Source organism: Acidobacteriota bacterium, from assembly GCA_012729555.1.
Lineage (GTDB): Bacteria > Acidobacteriota > UBA6911 > UBA6911 > UBA6911 > UBA6911.
The window spans coordinates 46,877-61,507 of sequence record JAAYCX010000019.1 but is presented as its reverse complement, the minus strand read 5'-3'; the positions used below and the strand labels follow the sequence as shown (position 1 = coordinate 61,507).

15 protein-coding genes are annotated in these 14,631 nt (G+C 69.9%); 12 read left to right on the top strand and 3 right to left on the bottom strand.

Annotated elements, in window-relative coordinates; genetic code table 11:
• Positions 1 to 17 precede the first annotated feature (17 nt).
• The 11 genes from GXY47_05520 to GXY47_05470 all read left to right on the top strand — a co-directional run bounded on the left by GXY47_05520 (position 18) and on the right by GXY47_05470 (position 9,922).
• Positions 18 to 431: a Na+/H+ antiporter subunit B gene (locus GXY47_05520; GenBank protein NLV30598.1), complete on the top strand. Its 414-nt coding sequence runs from the start codon at positions 18 to 20 to the stop codon at positions 429 to 431.
• A 14-nt stretch (positions 432 to 445) separates the two neighbouring features.
• Positions 446 to 784 carry a cation:proton antiporter gene (locus GXY47_05515; protein ID NLV30597.1) on the top strand — a complete coding sequence of 113 codons (339 nt, stop codon included), beginning with the start codon at positions 446 to 448 and terminating at the stop codon, positions 782 to 784.
• Positions 781 to 2,295, top strand: coding sequence for a Na+/H+ antiporter subunit D (locus GXY47_05510; GenBank protein ID NLV30596.1), 1,515 nt, complete (start codon positions 781 to 783; stop codon positions 2,293 to 2,295). The genes GXY47_05515 and GXY47_05510 overlap by 4 nt, the downstream gene beginning before the upstream one ends.
• Positions 2,292 to 2,795 (top strand): Na+/H+ antiporter subunit E, encoded by a 504-nt coding sequence (locus GXY47_05505; GenBank protein ID NLV30595.1) that lies wholly within the window; start codon positions 2,292 to 2,294, stop codon positions 2,793 to 2,795. The genes GXY47_05510 and GXY47_05505 overlap by 4 nt, the downstream gene beginning before the upstream one ends.
• Positions 2,761 to 3,054 carry a cation:proton antiporter gene (locus GXY47_05500; GenBank protein NLV30594.1) on the top strand — a complete coding sequence of 98 codons (294 nt, stop codon included), beginning with the start codon at positions 2,761 to 2,763 and terminating at the stop codon, positions 3,052 to 3,054. The genes GXY47_05505 and GXY47_05500 overlap by 35 nt, the downstream gene beginning before the upstream one ends.
• Positions 3,039 to 3,452 (top strand): monovalent cation/H(+) antiporter subunit G, encoded by a 414-nt coding sequence (locus GXY47_05495; GenBank protein NLV30593.1) that lies wholly within the window; start codon positions 3,039 to 3,041, stop codon positions 3,450 to 3,452. Before GXY47_05500 ends, GXY47_05495 begins: the two co-directional genes overlap by 16 nt.
• A 52-nt stretch (positions 3,453 to 3,504) precedes the next feature.
• Positions 3,505 to 4,713 (top strand): CoA transferase, encoded by a 1,209-nt coding sequence (locus GXY47_05490; protein NLV30592.1) that lies wholly within the window; start codon positions 3,505 to 3,507, stop codon positions 4,711 to 4,713.
• Positions 4,714 to 4,804: 91 nt separating this feature from the next.
• Positions 4,805 to 5,779 (top strand): 2-dehydropantoate 2-reductase, encoded by a 975-nt coding sequence (locus GXY47_05485; protein NLV30591.1) that lies wholly within the window; start codon positions 4,805 to 4,807, stop codon positions 5,777 to 5,779.
• 50 nt (positions 5,780 to 5,829) lie between these two features.
• Positions 5,830 to 7,032 carry a 2-hydroxyacyl-CoA dehydratase gene (locus GXY47_05480; GenBank protein ID NLV30590.1) on the top strand — a complete coding sequence of 401 codons (1,203 nt, stop codon included), beginning with the start codon at positions 5,830 to 5,832 and terminating at the stop codon, positions 7,030 to 7,032.
• Positions 7,029 to 7,808 (top strand): ATPase, encoded by a 780-nt coding sequence (locus GXY47_05475; GenBank protein ID NLV30589.1) that lies wholly within the window; start codon positions 7,029 to 7,031, stop codon positions 7,806 to 7,808. Before GXY47_05480 ends, GXY47_05475 begins: the two co-directional genes overlap by 4 nt.
• A gap of 59 nt (positions 7,809 to 7,867) precedes the next feature.
• Positions 7,868 to 9,922, top strand: coding sequence for an acetate--CoA ligase family protein (locus GXY47_05470; protein ID NLV30588.1), 2,055 nt, complete (start codon positions 7,868 to 7,870; stop codon positions 9,920 to 9,922).
• A 100-nt stretch (positions 9,923 to 10,022) separates the two neighbouring features.
• Here GXY47_05470 and GXY47_05465 read toward each other — a convergent pair whose 3' ends face one another.
• Positions 10,023 to 11,024: a twin-arginine translocation pathway signal gene (locus GXY47_05465; protein ID NLV30587.1), complete on the bottom strand. Its 1,002-nt coding sequence runs from the start codon at positions 11,022 to 11,024 to the stop codon at positions 10,023 to 10,025.
• A gap of 13 nt (positions 11,025 to 11,037) precedes the next feature.
• Complete coding sequence (locus tag GXY47_05460) at positions 11,038 to 12,477, bottom strand: adenosylhomocysteinase (protein ID NLV30586.1); 1,440 nt, start codon at positions 12,475 to 12,477, stop codon at positions 11,038 to 11,040.
• Between the two features lie 107 nt (positions 12,478 to 12,584).
• On the opposite strand from GXY47_05460, the gene GXY47_05455 reads away from it, so the two are divergent.
• On the top strand, positions 12,585 to 13,514 hold the full coding sequence (locus GXY47_05455) for a metalloregulator ArsR/SmtB family transcription factor (protein NLV30585.1): 930 nt from the start codon (positions 12,585 to 12,587) through the stop codon (positions 13,512 to 13,514).
• On the opposite strand, the gene GXY47_05450 is transcribed toward GXY47_05455, so the two are convergent.
• On the bottom strand, positions 13,447 to 14,532 hold the full coding sequence (locus tag GXY47_05450) for a squalene/phytoene synthase family protein (protein NLV30584.1): 1,086 nt from the start codon (positions 14,530 to 14,532) through the stop codon (positions 13,447 to 13,449). The genes GXY47_05455 and GXY47_05450 overlap by 68 nt on opposite strands.
• Positions 14,533 to 14,631 lie beyond the last annotated feature (99 nt).

The following is a 14,631-nucleotide window of genomic DNA, read 5'->3' as shown; positions in this document are numbered from 1 at the left end:
AGCGGGGGTGCGGGCCGATGACGTCGCTGATTCTGCGGGTGGCCGTCAGGGTGCTGATGCCGCTGCTGCTGATGTTTTCGATCTTTTTGCTGGTGCGCGGGCACAACCTGCCGGGCGGGGGGTTCTCCGGCGGGCTGGTGGCGGCCTCGGCCTGGGCCCTGTTCGCCATCGTCTACGGCGCCGCGGCGGCGCGGCGGGCGCTGCGGGTGGACCCCCTGGACCTGATCGCCGCCGGGCTCGGCACCATCCTGGTGAGCGGGGCCGTCGGCCTGTTTGCCGGGCGGCCGTTTCTGACCGGGCGCTGGGGCGCCCTCGACCTGGGCGGCTACGGCGTGTGGCCGGTCGGCACCCCGCTCCTGTTCGATTTCGGGGTCTACCTCTCGGTCATCGGGGTGGTGCTGACCATCATTTTCGTCCTGGAGGAGGAGTAGGGGTGGCCGTCGTCATGGCATTCGTCATCGGGGGGCTGTTCGCCGCGGGGATCTACATGATGCTCCGGCGCAGCGTGGTCAAGCTGCTGATCGGCCTGGCGCTGCTGACCCAGTCGGTCAACCTGCTGATCTTCGACGCCGCCCAGCTGGTCCGCGCCCGGATCCCCATCGTGCCGGAGGGGGGGCACTCCCTCATCCCGCCTTACGCCGACCCGCTGCCGCAGGCCTTCATCCTCACCGCGATCGTGATCAGCTTCGGGGTGACCTCTTTCGCCGTGGCGCTCGCCTACCGGGCCCTCCGGACGACGGGGACCGACGACCTGGACCGGATCGGGGAGACGGAGCGCTCATGAAGGATCTCCTGCTGGTGCTCCCCGTGATGATCCCGATGTCGACCGGCATCCTCACGCTCCTGGCGTGGCGGCGGCGGCGGTTGCAGCGGGGCCTGTCGCTCGCGGGGGCGGCCGGCCTCGTCGCGGCCGGCGTCGCGCTCTTCGCGGAGGTGTCGGGGCGGGGGATCCTCTCCAGCCAGATCGGGGGCTGGCCCGCCCCCTTCGGGATCACCTTCGTGGCGGACCTCTTCAGCGCCGTCATGGTCCTGGTCGCCGGGCTGGTCGGGTTCACCGTGGCCCTCTACTCGCTCGCCAGCATCGACCCGATCCTCGAGAACTTCGGCTACCACCCGCTCTACCACTTTCTCCTCATGGGGGTCTCGGGCGCCTTCCTTACCGGAGACCTGTTCAACCTCTACGTGTGGTTCGAGGTCATGCTCGTCTCCTCCTTCGTGCTGATGGCGCTGGGGGGCGGGCGGCGGCGGACCGACGGGGCGGTCAAGTACGTGACCCTGAACCTCCTCTCCTCCACCCTCTTCCTGGTGGCGCTGGGGATCCTCTACGGGCTGGCCGGGACGCTGAACATGGCCGATCTCGCCGGCAAGTTCGCCCAGGCCTCCGCCTCCCAGCCGGTGGGGGTGCTGCGGATGCTCCCGATGCTCTTCCTGATCGCCTTCGGCATCAAGGCCGCCGCCTTCCCCCTCTTCTTCTGGCTCCCCGCCTCCTACCACACCCCCCCCATCGCCATTTCGGCCCTGTTCGCCGGGTTGCTCACCAAGGTGGGGGTCTACGCGCTGATCCGGGTCTTCAGCCTGATCTTCGTCGGGGACACGGCCTACACCCACACGCTGATCCTCGTCATCGCCGGGCTCACCATGGTGACCGGGGTGTTCGGGGCGATCTCCCAGAACGAGTTCCGCCGCATCCTCTCGTTCCACATCGTGAGCCAGATCGGGTACATGATCATGGGGCTGGGGCTCGGCACCCCGCTGGGGCTGGCGGCCGCGGTCTTCTACATCGCCCACCACATCGTCGTGAAGACCAACCTCTTCCTGATCAGCGGGGTGGTCCAGCGCCTGGGCGGCACCCTCGAGCTCGGGAAGCTCGGGGGGCTGTACGCCGCGCGGCCGTTGCTGGCGGGGCTGTTCCTCGTGCCCGCGCTCTCCCTGGCGGGAGTCCCCCCGCTGTCGGGCTTCTTCGCCAAGCTGGGGCTGGTCCAGGCGGGGGTCGCCGACGGCCGCTACCTGATCGTGGCCGTGTCCCTGGCCGTGTCGCTTCTGACCCTCTATTCCATGACCAAGATATGGAACGAGGCCTTCTGGAAGAAGGCGCCGGAGGCCGGCGGGGGGGCGGCCGCCGCGGCGGGCGCCGGCATCCGGACCCCCCTCGTCCCCATCGCGCTCCTGGCGGTCGTCACGGTCCTCGTCGGCCTGGCCGCGGGCCCGGTCTTCGGCGTCGCCGAGCGCGCGGGAGCGCAGCTGGCCCGGCCGGCCGGTTACATCGAGGCGGTCCTGGGGGGAGGGAATCGATGACGCTCTTTCTCGCCAACATCGGGCTCGGGCTCCTCTGGGCCGTCCTGACGGGCGTGTTCAGCCCGCCGAACCTGGCCATCGGCTTCGTCCTGGGCTACCTGATGCTGTGGATGATCCGGGGGGTGCTGGGGCCCTCGCGCTATTACAACACCGTGCCGCGCCTGTTCGAGTTCGCCGGGTATTTCCTCTGGGAGCTCATCCTGGCGAACGGGCGGCTGGCCGTCGACGTGCTCACCCCGGCCCACCGCATGCGCCCGCGGGTGATCGCCCTCCCCCTCGCCGTCCGGGAGGAGGGGGAGATCGCGCTGCTCGCGAACCTGATTTCGCTGACCCCGGGGAGCCTGACCCTGGACGTCAGCGAGGACCACCGCTTCCTCTACATCCACGCCATGTACGCCTCGGACCCGGAGGCCGTCCGCCGTTCGATCCAGGACGGCCTGGAGCGCCGGATCCTGGAGCTGATGCATGGAAGCGAAAGGAACCCCGACCGTGTTCACTGAAATCCTCTCCGGCATCCTCGTCGTCGCCGTCGTCCTGGCCTTCATCCGGCTCGCGCGCGGCCCCAGCCTGCCCGACCGGGCCGTGGCGCTCGACCTCGTCGCCACCATCGTCATCGGGCTGATCGGGGTCTACGCCGTCATGACGCGCGAGGCGCGCTTTCTCGACCTGGCCGTGGTGCTGGCCCTGATCGCGTTCCTCGGGACCGTCGCCTTCGCGCGCTTCATCGCCAAGGGGGGGCTGCCATGGGACAGGTCCTGAGCGCGGTCCTGCTGGCCCTGGGCGCCTTCTTCTCCCTGGTCGCCGCGATCGGCGTGCTCCGCTTCCCCGACCTTTTCCTTCGCATGCACTGCAGCGCCAAGTCGGCCACGCTCGGGGTGAGCTGCATCATGCTGGGGGCCGCGGCGCATTTCGGCGACCTGATCAGCTACACCAAGGCGGTGGCCGCCATCGTCTTTCTCCTGATCTCGGCGCCGGTGGCCACCCACGTGCTGGCGCGCGCCGCCTTCCACGCCGGCGTCCCGCTCTGGAAGGGGACCCTCAGCGACGAGCTGAGCGGGCAATACCCGAAGGGGACGGAGGATTTCGGGGCGCCCGGGGCCGCCGACGGGGCGGAGGGCGGGGAAAAACCGGCCCCGGGGTCCCGGCCGCCGGCTTGACCCCTTCCCCCTCCGGTCGTATGATAGGGCCCTTTTCCGAAGGAGGATGCGCATGGCGGGACCGCTCAGCGGAGTACGGGTGGTGGAGATCACGATGTTCCAGCAGGGCCCGATCGCGGGCACGCGGCTCGGGGACCTGGGGGCCGACGTCGTCAAGGTGGAACCGAAGGAGGGGGACCCGGGGCGGCACTTCATGCGCCTGATCGGCGCCACGGTCGGCCTCGAGGGGCACAACTTCTACTTCGAGAGCCACAACCGCAACAAGCGCAGCATCGCGATCGACCTGAAGGCGGCGGAAGGGAAGGAGATCTTCCTCGACCTGATCGACCGGGCGGACGTTTTCCTGACCAACATGAGCATCGACGCGCCGGCCCGGATCGGCTTCGGCCCCGAGGAGCTGCTCGCGCGCAACCCCCGCCTCGTGTACGCCCACGCCTCGGGCTGGGGACGCAAGGGGCCCGACGCCCGGGAGCTGTCGTTCGACTACACCGGCATCGCCCGCAGCGGCCTGATGATGTGCGCCGGGGAGATGGGGAGCCCCCCGGGGCAGTTTCTCCCGGGGATGGGGGACGAAATGGGCGGCCTCATGCTGGCCTGGGGCGTCACCGCCGCGCTCCTGGCCCGGGAAAGGACCGGGAAGGGGCAGGTGGTGGACACCTCCCTGATGGGCAGCATCATCAATCTCGCCGGGCTCATGATCGACGCGCCGGCGATGCTGGGGAAGGAGTACCCGCGCGACAGCCGGGAGGCGGCGGGCAACCCCATGTACAACCACTACCGCTGCCGGGACGAGCGGTGGATCGTCGTGGCCCACCTGCAGCCCGACCGCTACTGGCCGGCGTTCTGCAGGGCCCTGGAGATCCCCCACCTCGAGCACGACCCGCGCTTCGACACGATGGAGGCCCGGGGCGAAAACTCCCGGGAGCTGATCCGGGTCCTGGACGAACGCTTCGCCTCCCGGACGCGGGAGGAGTGGATGCGGCGCCTCGGAGCGGAGGGGTGCATCGCGACCCCGGTCCAGACCCTCACGGAGGTGACGGCCGACCCGCAGGCGCTGGCCAACGGGTACGTCATCGAGGTGGACCACCCGAAGCTGGGGAGGAGCCGCCAGGTCGGCTTCCCCTGGGATTTCAGCGACACCCCGGCCTCGTGGCGCCGGCAGGCGCCCGGGCTGGGGGAGCATACCGACGAGATCCTGCTCGACCTGGGCTACGGCCCGGAGGAGATCGCCCGGTTGCGCACCGCGGGGGTGCTGTCCTGAAACGGGATCCCGCTTTTGACTTGACAGCCCGCGGCCGGCTGCATATGGTTTTCGCTACCGATGCCGACGGCATCGGTCTAGGATCGACTTCATGATGTCCAGAAACCTTGCCGTGGTCGGCGCCGGACCGATCGGCGGCATATTGGCGGCGCATTTGATCTCGGCCGGCCACTCCGTCGCCGTGGTGGACGTCTGGAAGGAGCACCGCGACCGTATCCGGGCGGAGGGGCTCCGCATCACCGGGCGGGGGGAGGACCGGATCCGGCCGGCGCGGGTGTGCGCCTCGGTCCGGGAGCTGGAGGAGCGGGTCCCGGAACTGGTCTTCGTCTGCACCAAGGCCTCGGACCTCGGGGAGGTCCTCGACGCCGTCGGCCCCGTTCTTGGCGGTTCGGGCGCCGTCTTCGTCTCCTTCCAGAACGGCATCGACACCGAAGCGGTGATGGCCCAGCGCCTCGGGCGGGAGCGGGTCCTGCGCGGCGTCGTCCATTACGCGGGGGTGCTCCCGGCGCCCGGCGAAATCAGGGAGAGCTTTTCGAACCCCCCCAACTACCTGGGGTGGCTCGACCCGGCCGCCGAGGCCGCCTGCCGGGACGCGGCGGCACTGCTGACCTCCTCCGGCCTCCAGACCGAGGCGACGGGGGAGATCCAGCGGCACGCCTGGCGCAAGACCGTCTTCAACACCTGCATCATGGCGGTGTCGGCCGTGACCGGGCTCGACATGCAGGAGATCATGCGGTTCGGCCCGACGGAGCGGCTGGCGGACGGGCTGCTCGAGGAGTCGATCGCGGTCGCCGCCGCCCGCGGCTTCGACTTCGGCCCCGGCTTCGCGGAGCAGGTGCGGGAGTTTCACCGCCACATCGGGCCTCACCGGCCGTCGATGCTGGCCGACATCGAGAAGGGCCGCAGGACCGAGAACGAGTTCCTGGTCCGGCGGATCGCCGAATACGGGGACCTCGAGGGGGTCCCCGTCCCCCTGCACCGCACCCTGGCGGCCGTGATCGAGGGGCTGGAGCTGCGGGGGCGGCGCCAACGGGAACCACATTCCACGACAGGAGTCAGCGAGTGAAAAGCGATCGACCCAAACAGAATTTCAAGAAGATACACGCCTCGGGCAGGATGAAGGAGATCATGGAAGCCCATTTCCGGGAGCTGGACGAGGCGGCCAGAACCAAAAAGCAGAAGGTCGCCTGGTGCACCAGCGTGGGCCCCGCGGAGCTGCTGAAGGGGATGGGGTTCCAGGTCTTCTACCCGGAAAACCACGGCGCCATGCTGGGCGCCACCCGCATGGCCACCGACCTCATCCCGCTGGCCAACGCGATCGGCTATTCGCCCGACATCTGTTCCTACCTGACGGCCGACATCGGGTCGTACCTCAAGGGGGAGAGCCCGATCTCCAAGGCCTACCCCGGCATCGATGGGCCGCCGCGGCCCGACGTCCTGGTCTTCAACACCAACCAGTGCCGCGACGTGCAGGACTGGTTCAACTTCTACGGGCGCGAATTCAAGGTTCCCGTCATCGGCATCCAGACGCACCGGGGGGTGGGGGAGGTCACCCGCGCCCACATCGACTCGATCGCGGACCAGCTGAAGGCCATGGTCCCCAAGCTCGAGGAGGTCAGCGGGAAGAAGCTGGACATGGAGGAGTTCAAGCGCGTCGTGGGCCTGTCGCGCCAGTGCACCGACCTCTGGAAGGAGGTCCTCGAGATCGCCGCCCACAAGCCCTCCCCCCTGACCTTCTTCGACGGCACCGTGCAGATGGGGCCCGCGGTCGTCATGCGCGGGGAGCAGCGGGCGGTCGACTACTACAAGCTCCTGCTCGCGGAGCTCAAGCAGCGGATCGAGGAGGGGGTGGCGGCGGTGGACGGCGAGAAATACCGCATCTACTGGGAGGGGATGCCGATCTGGGGGAAGCTGCGCGAGCTCTCCACCCAGTTCGCCGAGCTCCAGGCCTGCGTCCTCGCCTCCACCTACTGCAGCAGCTGGGTGTTCCCCGCGCTCGATGCGGACGAGCCGTTCGAAAGCATGGCCCGGGCCTACATCGAGCTCTTCATCGTGCGCGACGAGGATTACAAGGAGGAGTACTTCGCCCGGCAGATCCGCCATTACGGCATTGACGGCATGATCTTTCACGACGCCAAGACGTGCCCCAACAACTCCAACGACCGTTACGGGATGGTCGAACGGATCTCCAGGAGGTTCGACATGCCGACCCTCGTCATCCACGGCGACCTGAACGACCTCCGGTGCTATTCGGAGGAACAGGCCCGCACCAACATCGAGGCGTATATCGAGCAGCTGGCGGAGAAGAGGGGACAGTGACAGCGGAGGCCGTCTACGGGGGGGTCGACATCGGGGCTTCCGCCACCAAGGTGGCCCTCGTCGGCGGGGGCCGGAAGATCGTGGCCTCCGACGTCCGGAAAACGGGCGTCAGCTTCGAGGCGAGCGCCGCGGAGGCCATGGGCGCGGCCCTGGCCTCCGCCGGCCTCCGGCTCGAGGGGCTCCGGCGCGTGGTGGCGACCGGGTACGGGCGCCACAACGTCCACTTCGCCCACGCCACCCGGACCGAGATCGCGTGCCACGCCCGGGCGGCGCACTTCCACTTCCCCCGCCGCATCACGGTCGTGGACGTGGGGGGGCAGGACAACAAGATCATCCACGTCAACGCCCAGGGGCGGCGGGAGAGTTTCAAGATGAACCGGAAATGCGCCGCCGGCACCGGCGCCTTCCTGGAAGAGGTCGCCCAGCGCATGGACGTGCCGCTCGAGCGGATCGACGAGCTGGCGCGCCAGGCCTCGCACACGGTGCACATGGGGAGCTACTGCACCGTGTTCACCAAGACCGAGATCCTCGCCCACATGAGGGCGGGGGAAAAAGTGCCGGAAATCGTGGCCGGGCTGATCGAGTCGGTGGTCAAGCGCATCGTGGAAATGGACCCGCTCGCGGGGGAGGTGGTGCTCACGGGAGGGGTCGTGGCCCACAGCCCGATGCTGGCGGAAATGCTCGGGCGGATGGTCCGCCGCCCCGTGCATATCCTGCCGGACGCCCAGCTCGCGGGAGCCTTCGGGGCCGCCCTCCTGGCGGCCGAGACGGAATAAACGGTCCGGAGCCTTTGCCCGGCCGTCAGGCAATCATCATCTGACCAAGGAGTGCAGCCATGCTCGATACCCTGTTCCGCCCCCGCGCCGTCGCCGTGCTGGGAGCGTCCAACAACACCTTTTCCATCGGCAACCGGGTGGTGAAGAACCTGATCACCCACAACTTCAAGGGGCCGATCTACCCCATCCACCCGAAGGAGGCCGAGATCCTGGGCCTGAAGGCCTACCCGAGCATCCTGGACGTACCGGGGCCGGTCGATGTCGTCACCATCGCCGTCAAGAGCACCCTGGTCCCGCAGATGGTGGAGGATTGCGGGAAGAAGGGGGTGAAGTTCGTCATCATCCACACCGCCGGCTTCCGCGAGATGGGGGGGGAGGGGGCGCGCCTGGAGGACGCCCTGCTCGAGGCGGCGAAGAGATACGGGGTGCGGGTGTACGGCCCCAACTGCCAGGGGGTGATGAATTCGGACCCCGAGGTTTCGGTCTACGCCAACTTCACCTTCACGCCGATGAGGCCGGGCAACGCCTCCATCCTCGCCCAGAGCGGGGGGGTGGCGGAGCTGCTCAACCTGAACCTGCGCCGGATGGGTTCCGGCTTCCGGATGTACGCGTCGCAGGGGAACGCGTCCGACGTGAGCACCAACGAGCTGCTCGAGTATTTCGGCTCCGACCCGGGGACCCGCACCATCATGATGCACATCGAGAGCATGAAGGACACCCGGGAATTCATCGAGAGCTGCCGCCGCATCGCGAAGGGAAAATCGCTCCTGGCCATCCGGACCGGGCGCAGCAAGGCGGCGGCCAAGGCGGTGAGCTCCCACACCGGGTCGCTCATGCAGCAGGACTCGCTGACCGACACGATCTTCGAGCACGCCGGCGTCCTGCGCTTCCAGACGACCGAGGAGATGATCTCGGCCGGGTACGCCCTGGCGAACCAGCCGGTGCCCGCGGGGCCGAACGTGGCCATCGTCGCCAACGCCGGCGGCCCCGGCATCATGGCCATCGACGAGTGCGTCGGCTGCGGCCTCACCCTGGCCACCCTCACGGAGGAAACGAAGGCGACGCTGCGCGCCGGGCTGATCCCCGAGGCCTACGTGGAAAACCCGGTCGACGTCGCCGCCACGGCCAACGCCGAGCATTTCCGCCTGACGCTCACCGCCCTGGACGCCGACCCGGGGGTCGACTCGATCCTCGTCACCATGGTGACTCCCCCCTTCGTCGACTGCGAGGCGGTGGCCGACGCGATCGCCGAGTGCGCCGGCCGGGCGACCAAGCCGATCGTGTGCGTCGTGATGACGAACGAAAACTGGGCCTCCACCGTGGAGAAGATCAAGGGGGCGGGGATCCCGGTGTACGAATTCCCCGAAAGCGGCGCCCGGGTGGTGGCGGCGATGGCGCGCTACCGCGAGGTCCAGAAGCGGCTCGAGGAGCCCCCGGCTACGGTGCCGGGGGACCGGGCCGCGGCCGAGGCGATCCTGGGAGCGGCCCCGGGGGGCTACATCCCCCAGGCGGACGCCTACGGGGTGCTCGGCGCCTACGGGATCCCGGCGGCGCGGACCGCGCCGATGACGGGGGGCCGGGCGCCGGAGGGGACCCTGTACCCCGCGGTCCTCAAGGTGGACAGCCCGGACGTCGTGCACAAGAGCGACGCCGGCGGGGTCGAGCTGGGTATCGCGGATGACGGGGGGCTCCAAAAAGCCTGGGAGCGGATGTCGGGCGCCTTCCCCGGCGCCGGGTTCGTCGTCCAGGAGCAGTGCCCCCGGGGGACGGAGATCATCGTCGGCCTCAAGCGGGAAGAGGGGGTCGGACCGGTGTTGATGTTCGGCCTGGGCGGGGTCCACGTGGAGGCGCTCGGGGACGTGTCCTTCCGCCTCGCCCCGCTGTCGGAGGCCGGGGCGGCCCGGATGGTGCGCGAAATCCGCTCCCTGCCGCTGTTGACCGGCTCCCGGGGGGTGCCGGCCGCGGACCTGGGCGCGGTCCAGCGGTTGCTGCTGGCGGTGTCGCAGCTGGCGGTCGACCTCCCCGAAATCGAGGAGATGGACCTGAACCCCGTCATGGTCTACCCCGAGGGGGAGGGGGTGAAGGTGGTGGACGTGAGGATCCGGAAGAAGTAACCGGCTCGCGGCGGCCGCCGGGCCGCACGCGCCGGGGGGACGGTCCTCCGCCCGTCAGGGCGGGGCGCGCCGTCCCTTTTTTTTTGCGTCCCGGGAGGCCTCAGGGCGTCTCCGCCAGCTCAAAGCGGAGAAGAAGGGTTTTCTGGATGGGGGCGTAGTTGTCGTCCGACAGCAGGGTGAGCAGGAGCCTGCCCGAGGCGCAGCGGTGCACGTCGAGCGCTTCCAGGTTGTCGATCCGGTGGCGGCGGTCGGCGAGGAAGAGGACGGGCCCGTCCGCCGGCGGCCCGGGCCGGAGCAGCGCTTCGGGGAGGCGGCGGATGCGGGCCGCGAACCCTCCGGTCAGGGTGAAGCGCCGCTCGAGCAGGAGGAGGTCGCCGCCGGGGAGGAGCGCGGCGTCGCTCACGTCGAAGCCGTCCGAGCGCCGGACATGGAACATTCCCGGCCGCGGCCCCCCGATGATGAAGGCGGCGATATTCCCCTCCCCGTCGAGGGCGCGTTCGGAGATCCCGATCAGGGAGCCGCCCAGGGGGAGCTCCCGGGGCACGAACACCAGCGCCTCCAGCCCCTGGTTGGGGGGGAGCGCCGCGGCCCCGGGAGGGAGATCGATCAGGCGGGCGGGGGCGAGGAGGCCGGAGCGGCCGAAAGCGAAACGGGCGACGGCGTCGAGGCGTTCGATCCCCACCCAGGCGTCGCCGCCGTCGAGGGCGAGCGATTCCGTGTCCCAGCGCTCGGCGGGGCGGCCGTCGGGGGCGAGGACGGGGCCCATTTCGGCCCCGGCGATCCCGAGGGGGACGCCGTCGCGGGCGACGATGCGCCCCCGCAGCCAGTAGGCGCGGTCGGAGAGGGCGACGAAGCGCTCCCCGCCCGGCTCGAGGCGCAGGGCGGACAGGCCCCCGAAGGCGCCGTCGTCGGAGGAGAGCTCCAGGCCGCCGATGAAGGAAAGGGCGCCGAAGCGGGAGCGGGAGGGGTCGCCCTCGTCGAAACAGGAGATCGGTTCGGCCCGGACGGCCAGGGCGCCGGCCCCGACGGGCCGGGCCCTGTGCGGGCAGGCCACGGAGGCCAGCCCGAAAATCAGCAGGAGAAGCACTCGCGCGGCCGCCATGTCCGACCCGCCCCTAGTACCGGTAGTGCTCCGGCTTGTAGGGTCCCTCGACCGGAACCCCGATGTAGGCCGCCTGCTTCGGGGAGAGACGGGTGAGCTTCACCCCGATCTTTTCCAGGTGCAGGCGGGCGACCTCCTCGTCGAGCTTTTTCGGAAGCCGGTAGACGCCGGGCCTGTACTCCTCCCGGTGCTCCCAGAGGTCGAGCTGGGCCAGGACCTGGTTGGTGAAGGAATTGGACATGACGAAGCTGGGATGCCCCTCGGCGCACCCGAGGTTGACCAGCCGGCCCTCGGCCAGGAGGTAGATGCTGCTGCCGGAGGGGAGGTCGTAGCGGTCCACCTGCGGCTTGATGGGGACCTTGGCGACGCCGGGCGCCCGGTTGAGGCGCTCCACCTGGATCTCGTTGTCGAAGTGGCCGATGTTGCACACGATCGCCTGGTCCTTCATCGCGAGCATGTGGTCGACGGTGATGACGTCGCAGTTCCCGGTGCAGGTGACGTAGATGTCCCCCTCGGCGAAGGTTTCCTCGATGCGGGTGACCTCGAACCCCTCCATGGCCGCCTGCAGCGCGTTGATGGGATCGATTTCGGTGACGATGACGCGGGCGCCGAAGCCGCGCAGGGAATGCGCGCTCCCCTTCCCCACGTCGCCGTAGCCGCAGACGACGGCGGTCTTGCCGGCGATCATCACCCCGAGGGCGCGCTTGAGGCCGTCGGCCAGCGATTCACGGCAGCCGTAGAGGTTGTCGAATTTCGACTTGGTGACGCTGTCGTTCACGTTGACGGCGGGGACGAGCAGCCGGCCCGCCTCCAGCATCTGGTAGAGGCGGTGGACCCCGGTGGTGGTCTCCTCGCTCACTCCCTTCCAGCCGGCGGCCGCGCGGGTGAACCAGCCCGGGCGCTCGGCGGCGCAGCGCTTGAGCAGGGCCTTGATCGCCTCCTCCTCACGGCTCTCGCTCCTGCTGTCCACCCAGCCGCTCCCCTGCTCCATCTCGTACCCCTTGTGCAGCAGGAGCGTGGCGTCGCCGCCGTCGTCGACCACCAGGTGGGGGCCCTCCCCCCCGGGGTGGGTGAGCGCGCGCAGGGTGAAGTCCCAGTATTCCTCCAGGCTCTCCCCCTTGAAGGCGAACACCGGGACTCCCGTGGCGGCGATGGCGGCCGCCGCCTGGTCCTGGGTGCTGAAGATGTTGCAGCTGGCCCAGCGCACGCTCGCGCCGAGCGCGGCCAGGGTTTCGATCAGGACGGCGGTTTCGATGGTCATGTGCAGCGAGCCGGTGATCCGGGCGCCGGCGAGCGGCCGGCCCGGGCCGTATTTCGCCCGCACGGCCACGAGTCCCGGCATCTCCCGCTCGGCCACCCCGATCTCCCTGCGGCCCCAGTCGGCCAGGGTGAGGTCCGCGACCGCGAAGTCGCCCGTTTTCCCCGGTGCCGGGGCCTTCGTCGTACTTGACATAGCTGAGAGGTCCTTTCCAAAAATTATATATCGACAAATCAGGATAAGATGATATAAAGATCGGGCAACCGCTGTCAACAGCTATTTGCCCGGGAGGAGAACGGAACATGGTGCCGGTCCTGAAATCGTTGCGCGCGCTCGCGGATCCCACGCGCCTGAGGATGGTGGCCCTCCTCGAGGGGGAGGAACTGTCGGTGCAGGAACTGCAGGAAATCACCCGGCTGGGCCAGTCGAGGATTTCGACCCATCTCGGGCTGCTGCAGGAATCGGGCCTGGTCCGCTGCCGCCGCGAGGGGAAGCGGGCGTTCTACCGGGTGGCCGGGGAACTGGAGCCCCCCACGGCCGACATCGTGCGCGCGGCCGTGGCCGGGGCCGCGGAGCTCGAGGAGCGCGCGGCCGACCGGGTCAACCTCAGGCGGGTCCTGAGGCGGCGGCGGGAGCGGGCGGAGGTCTACTTCAACCAGGTGGCGGGGCGCTTCGACCGGGTCTACGGCCCGGGGCGCTCCTGGCAGGGGTTCGGGCACCTGCTGCTGCGCATCCTCCCCCCGCTCGAGGTGGCCGATCTCGGTTCGGGGGAGGGGCTGCTGGCCGAACTGCTCGCGCGGCGGTGCCGGAGGGTGATCGCCGTCGACAACTCCGAGAAGATCGTGAAGTTCGGCGCCGCCAAGGCAAGGAAGAACGGGATCCTGAACCTGGAGTTCCGGCTCGGCGACCTCCAGGACCCGCCGATCGCGCCGGGGAGCGTGGATCTCGTGATCCTGAGCCAGGCGCTCCATCACGCGGCGGACCCCGCCGCGGCGGTGGCCGCCGCCTACCGGCTGCTGCGCCGGCCCGGGCGGATCCTCATCCTCGACCTGCTGCGCCACGGCTTCGAACAGGCGCGCGAGTCCTACGGCGACGCCTGGCTCGGTTTCGCCGAGAGCGACCTCGAGCAGTGGCTGGAGGGGGCCGGGTTCCGCGACATCGACATCAGCGTGGTCGCGCGGGAGGAGGAGGCGCCCCATTTTCAGACCCTCCTGGCGGAGGGGCGGAAGTGAGGGCGCGGGCCTCGTCGAAAAGGCGGTCCCATTTCGCGCGGAAAGGGTAGAGGAGGAGGGAGCGGAGGAGGAGGCCCCGGACGGCGCCGCGGCCGACCTTCACCCGGGCGGCTCCGCCCGTCACCTCGGCCGAGCGGAGGAGGCCGAGGGTCCGGACTCCGATCAGGAGCGGCCAGGCCGAGGCCAGCCGGACCCGGACGCTCCGGAAGGGGAGCGCGGTGGTGTAGCGCCAGCCGGCGGCGAGGTGCTCCTCCGCCTCCCCGAGGTAGCGGGCGTAAAGGGGGCGGAAGAGGCGCCAGTAGCGCGCGTCGAGGATATCCGCGGGCCGCAGCCCGTATTTCGCCATGCGCCGGGAGGGGATGTAGCAGCGCCCCGCGGCCAGGTCCTTCGGCAGGTCGCGCAGGATGTTGACCAGCTGCAGCCCCCTGCCGAAGCGGACGGCGTCCTCGAGCAACCGCTCGCGGTCCGCGACCGCGCCGGGGAAGAGACGGCGGAGGCAGAGGCTGGTCCAGAACTCCCCCACGCAGCCGGCGACCCGGTAGGTGTACAGCTGCAGCTCCTCGTCCGAATCGAGCGCCCCGATCCGGTCCGGTCCGCAACCGCCGAAGCGCAGCAGGTCCGCGTCCTGGCCGGCCGTGATTGTTTCGAGCACCCCGGCGATCTCGGCCCGGTCCTCGGCGTCGAAATCCCGCAGCCTCCCGAGCACCTCCCCGAAATGGCGCAGCAGCCGCCGCTCCCCCTCCGTCGGGCCCGGGCGGGCGAGGAGCTCCGCGAGATCGGGGGCCGCCGCCCGGCGTCCCGCGCCGCAGTCACGGATGGCGGCGCCCATGGCGGCGAGGATCTCGCGGCGGCGGCCGGCGGGGACCCCCTCGGTGTCGGCGACCGTATCGGTCGCCCGCGCCAGCAGGTAGGCCAGCCGCAGCTGGGGTTTGATGGCGCGCGGGAGGATGGCGAGCGTCAGGTAAAAGGAGCGGGACACGTCCCGCAGCAGGCGCTCGAGGTTGGGCGATCGGATCATGACGGCGGCATTGAACCACAGAAAGGGGCCCGGGGGGAATGATTTCTTGCCCGTGTGCCTTGGCGCGGAGGCCCCCGGAGGGTAATCTTCAGGGGTCTG

What these genes read in the sequence shown, in the direction of transcription:
- GXY47_05515 (NLV30597.1), top strand. Translation starts at nt 446, where the DNA reads ATGGCATTCGTCATCGGGGGGCTGTTCGCCGCGGGGATCTACATGATG.
- GXY47_05460 (NLV30586.1), bottom strand. Translation starts at nt 12,477, where the DNA reads ATGTCAAGTACGACGAAGGCCCCGGCACCGGGGAAAACGGGCGACTTC.
- GXY47_05520 (NLV30598.1), top strand. Translation starts at nt 18, where the DNA reads ATGACGTCGCTGATTCTGCGGGTGGCCGTCAGGGTGCTGATGCCGCTG.
- GXY47_05465 (NLV30587.1), bottom strand. Translation starts at nt 11,024, where the DNA reads ATGGCGGCCGCGCGAGTGCTTCTCCTGCTGATTTTCGGGCTGGCCTCC.
- GXY47_05495 (NLV30593.1), top strand. Translation starts at nt 3,039, where the DNA reads ATGGGACAGGTCCTGAGCGCGGTCCTGCTGGCCCTGGGCGCCTTCTTC.
- GXY47_05510 (NLV30596.1), top strand. Translation starts at nt 781, where the DNA reads ATGAAGGATCTCCTGCTGGTGCTCCCCGTGATGATCCCGATGTCGACC.
- GXY47_05470 (NLV30588.1), top strand. Translation starts at nt 7,868, where the DNA reads ATGCTCGATACCCTGTTCCGCCCCCGCGCCGTCGCCGTGCTGGGAGCG.
- GXY47_05485 (NLV30591.1), top strand. Translation starts at nt 4,805, where the DNA reads ATGATGTCCAGAAACCTTGCCGTGGTCGGCGCCGGACCGATCGGCGGC.
- GXY47_05500 (NLV30594.1), top strand. Translation starts at nt 2,761, where the DNA reads ATGGAAGCGAAAGGAACCCCGACCGTGTTCACTGAAATCCTCTCCGGC.
- GXY47_05480 (NLV30590.1), top strand. Translation starts at nt 5,830, where the DNA reads ATGAAGGAGATCATGGAAGCCCATTTCCGGGAGCTGGACGAGGCGGCC.
- GXY47_05490 (NLV30592.1), top strand. Translation starts at nt 3,505, where the DNA reads ATGGCGGGACCGCTCAGCGGAGTACGGGTGGTGGAGATCACGATGTTC.
- GXY47_05455 (NLV30585.1), top strand. Translation starts at nt 12,585, where the DNA reads ATGGTGCCGGTCCTGAAATCGTTGCGCGCGCTCGCGGATCCCACGCGC.
- GXY47_05505 (NLV30595.1), top strand. Translation starts at nt 2,292, where the DNA reads ATGACGCTCTTTCTCGCCAACATCGGGCTCGGGCTCCTCTGGGCCGTC.
- GXY47_05450 (NLV30584.1), bottom strand. Translation starts at nt 14,532, where the DNA reads ATGATCCGATCGCCCAACCTCGAGCGCCTGCTGCGGGACGTGTCCCGC.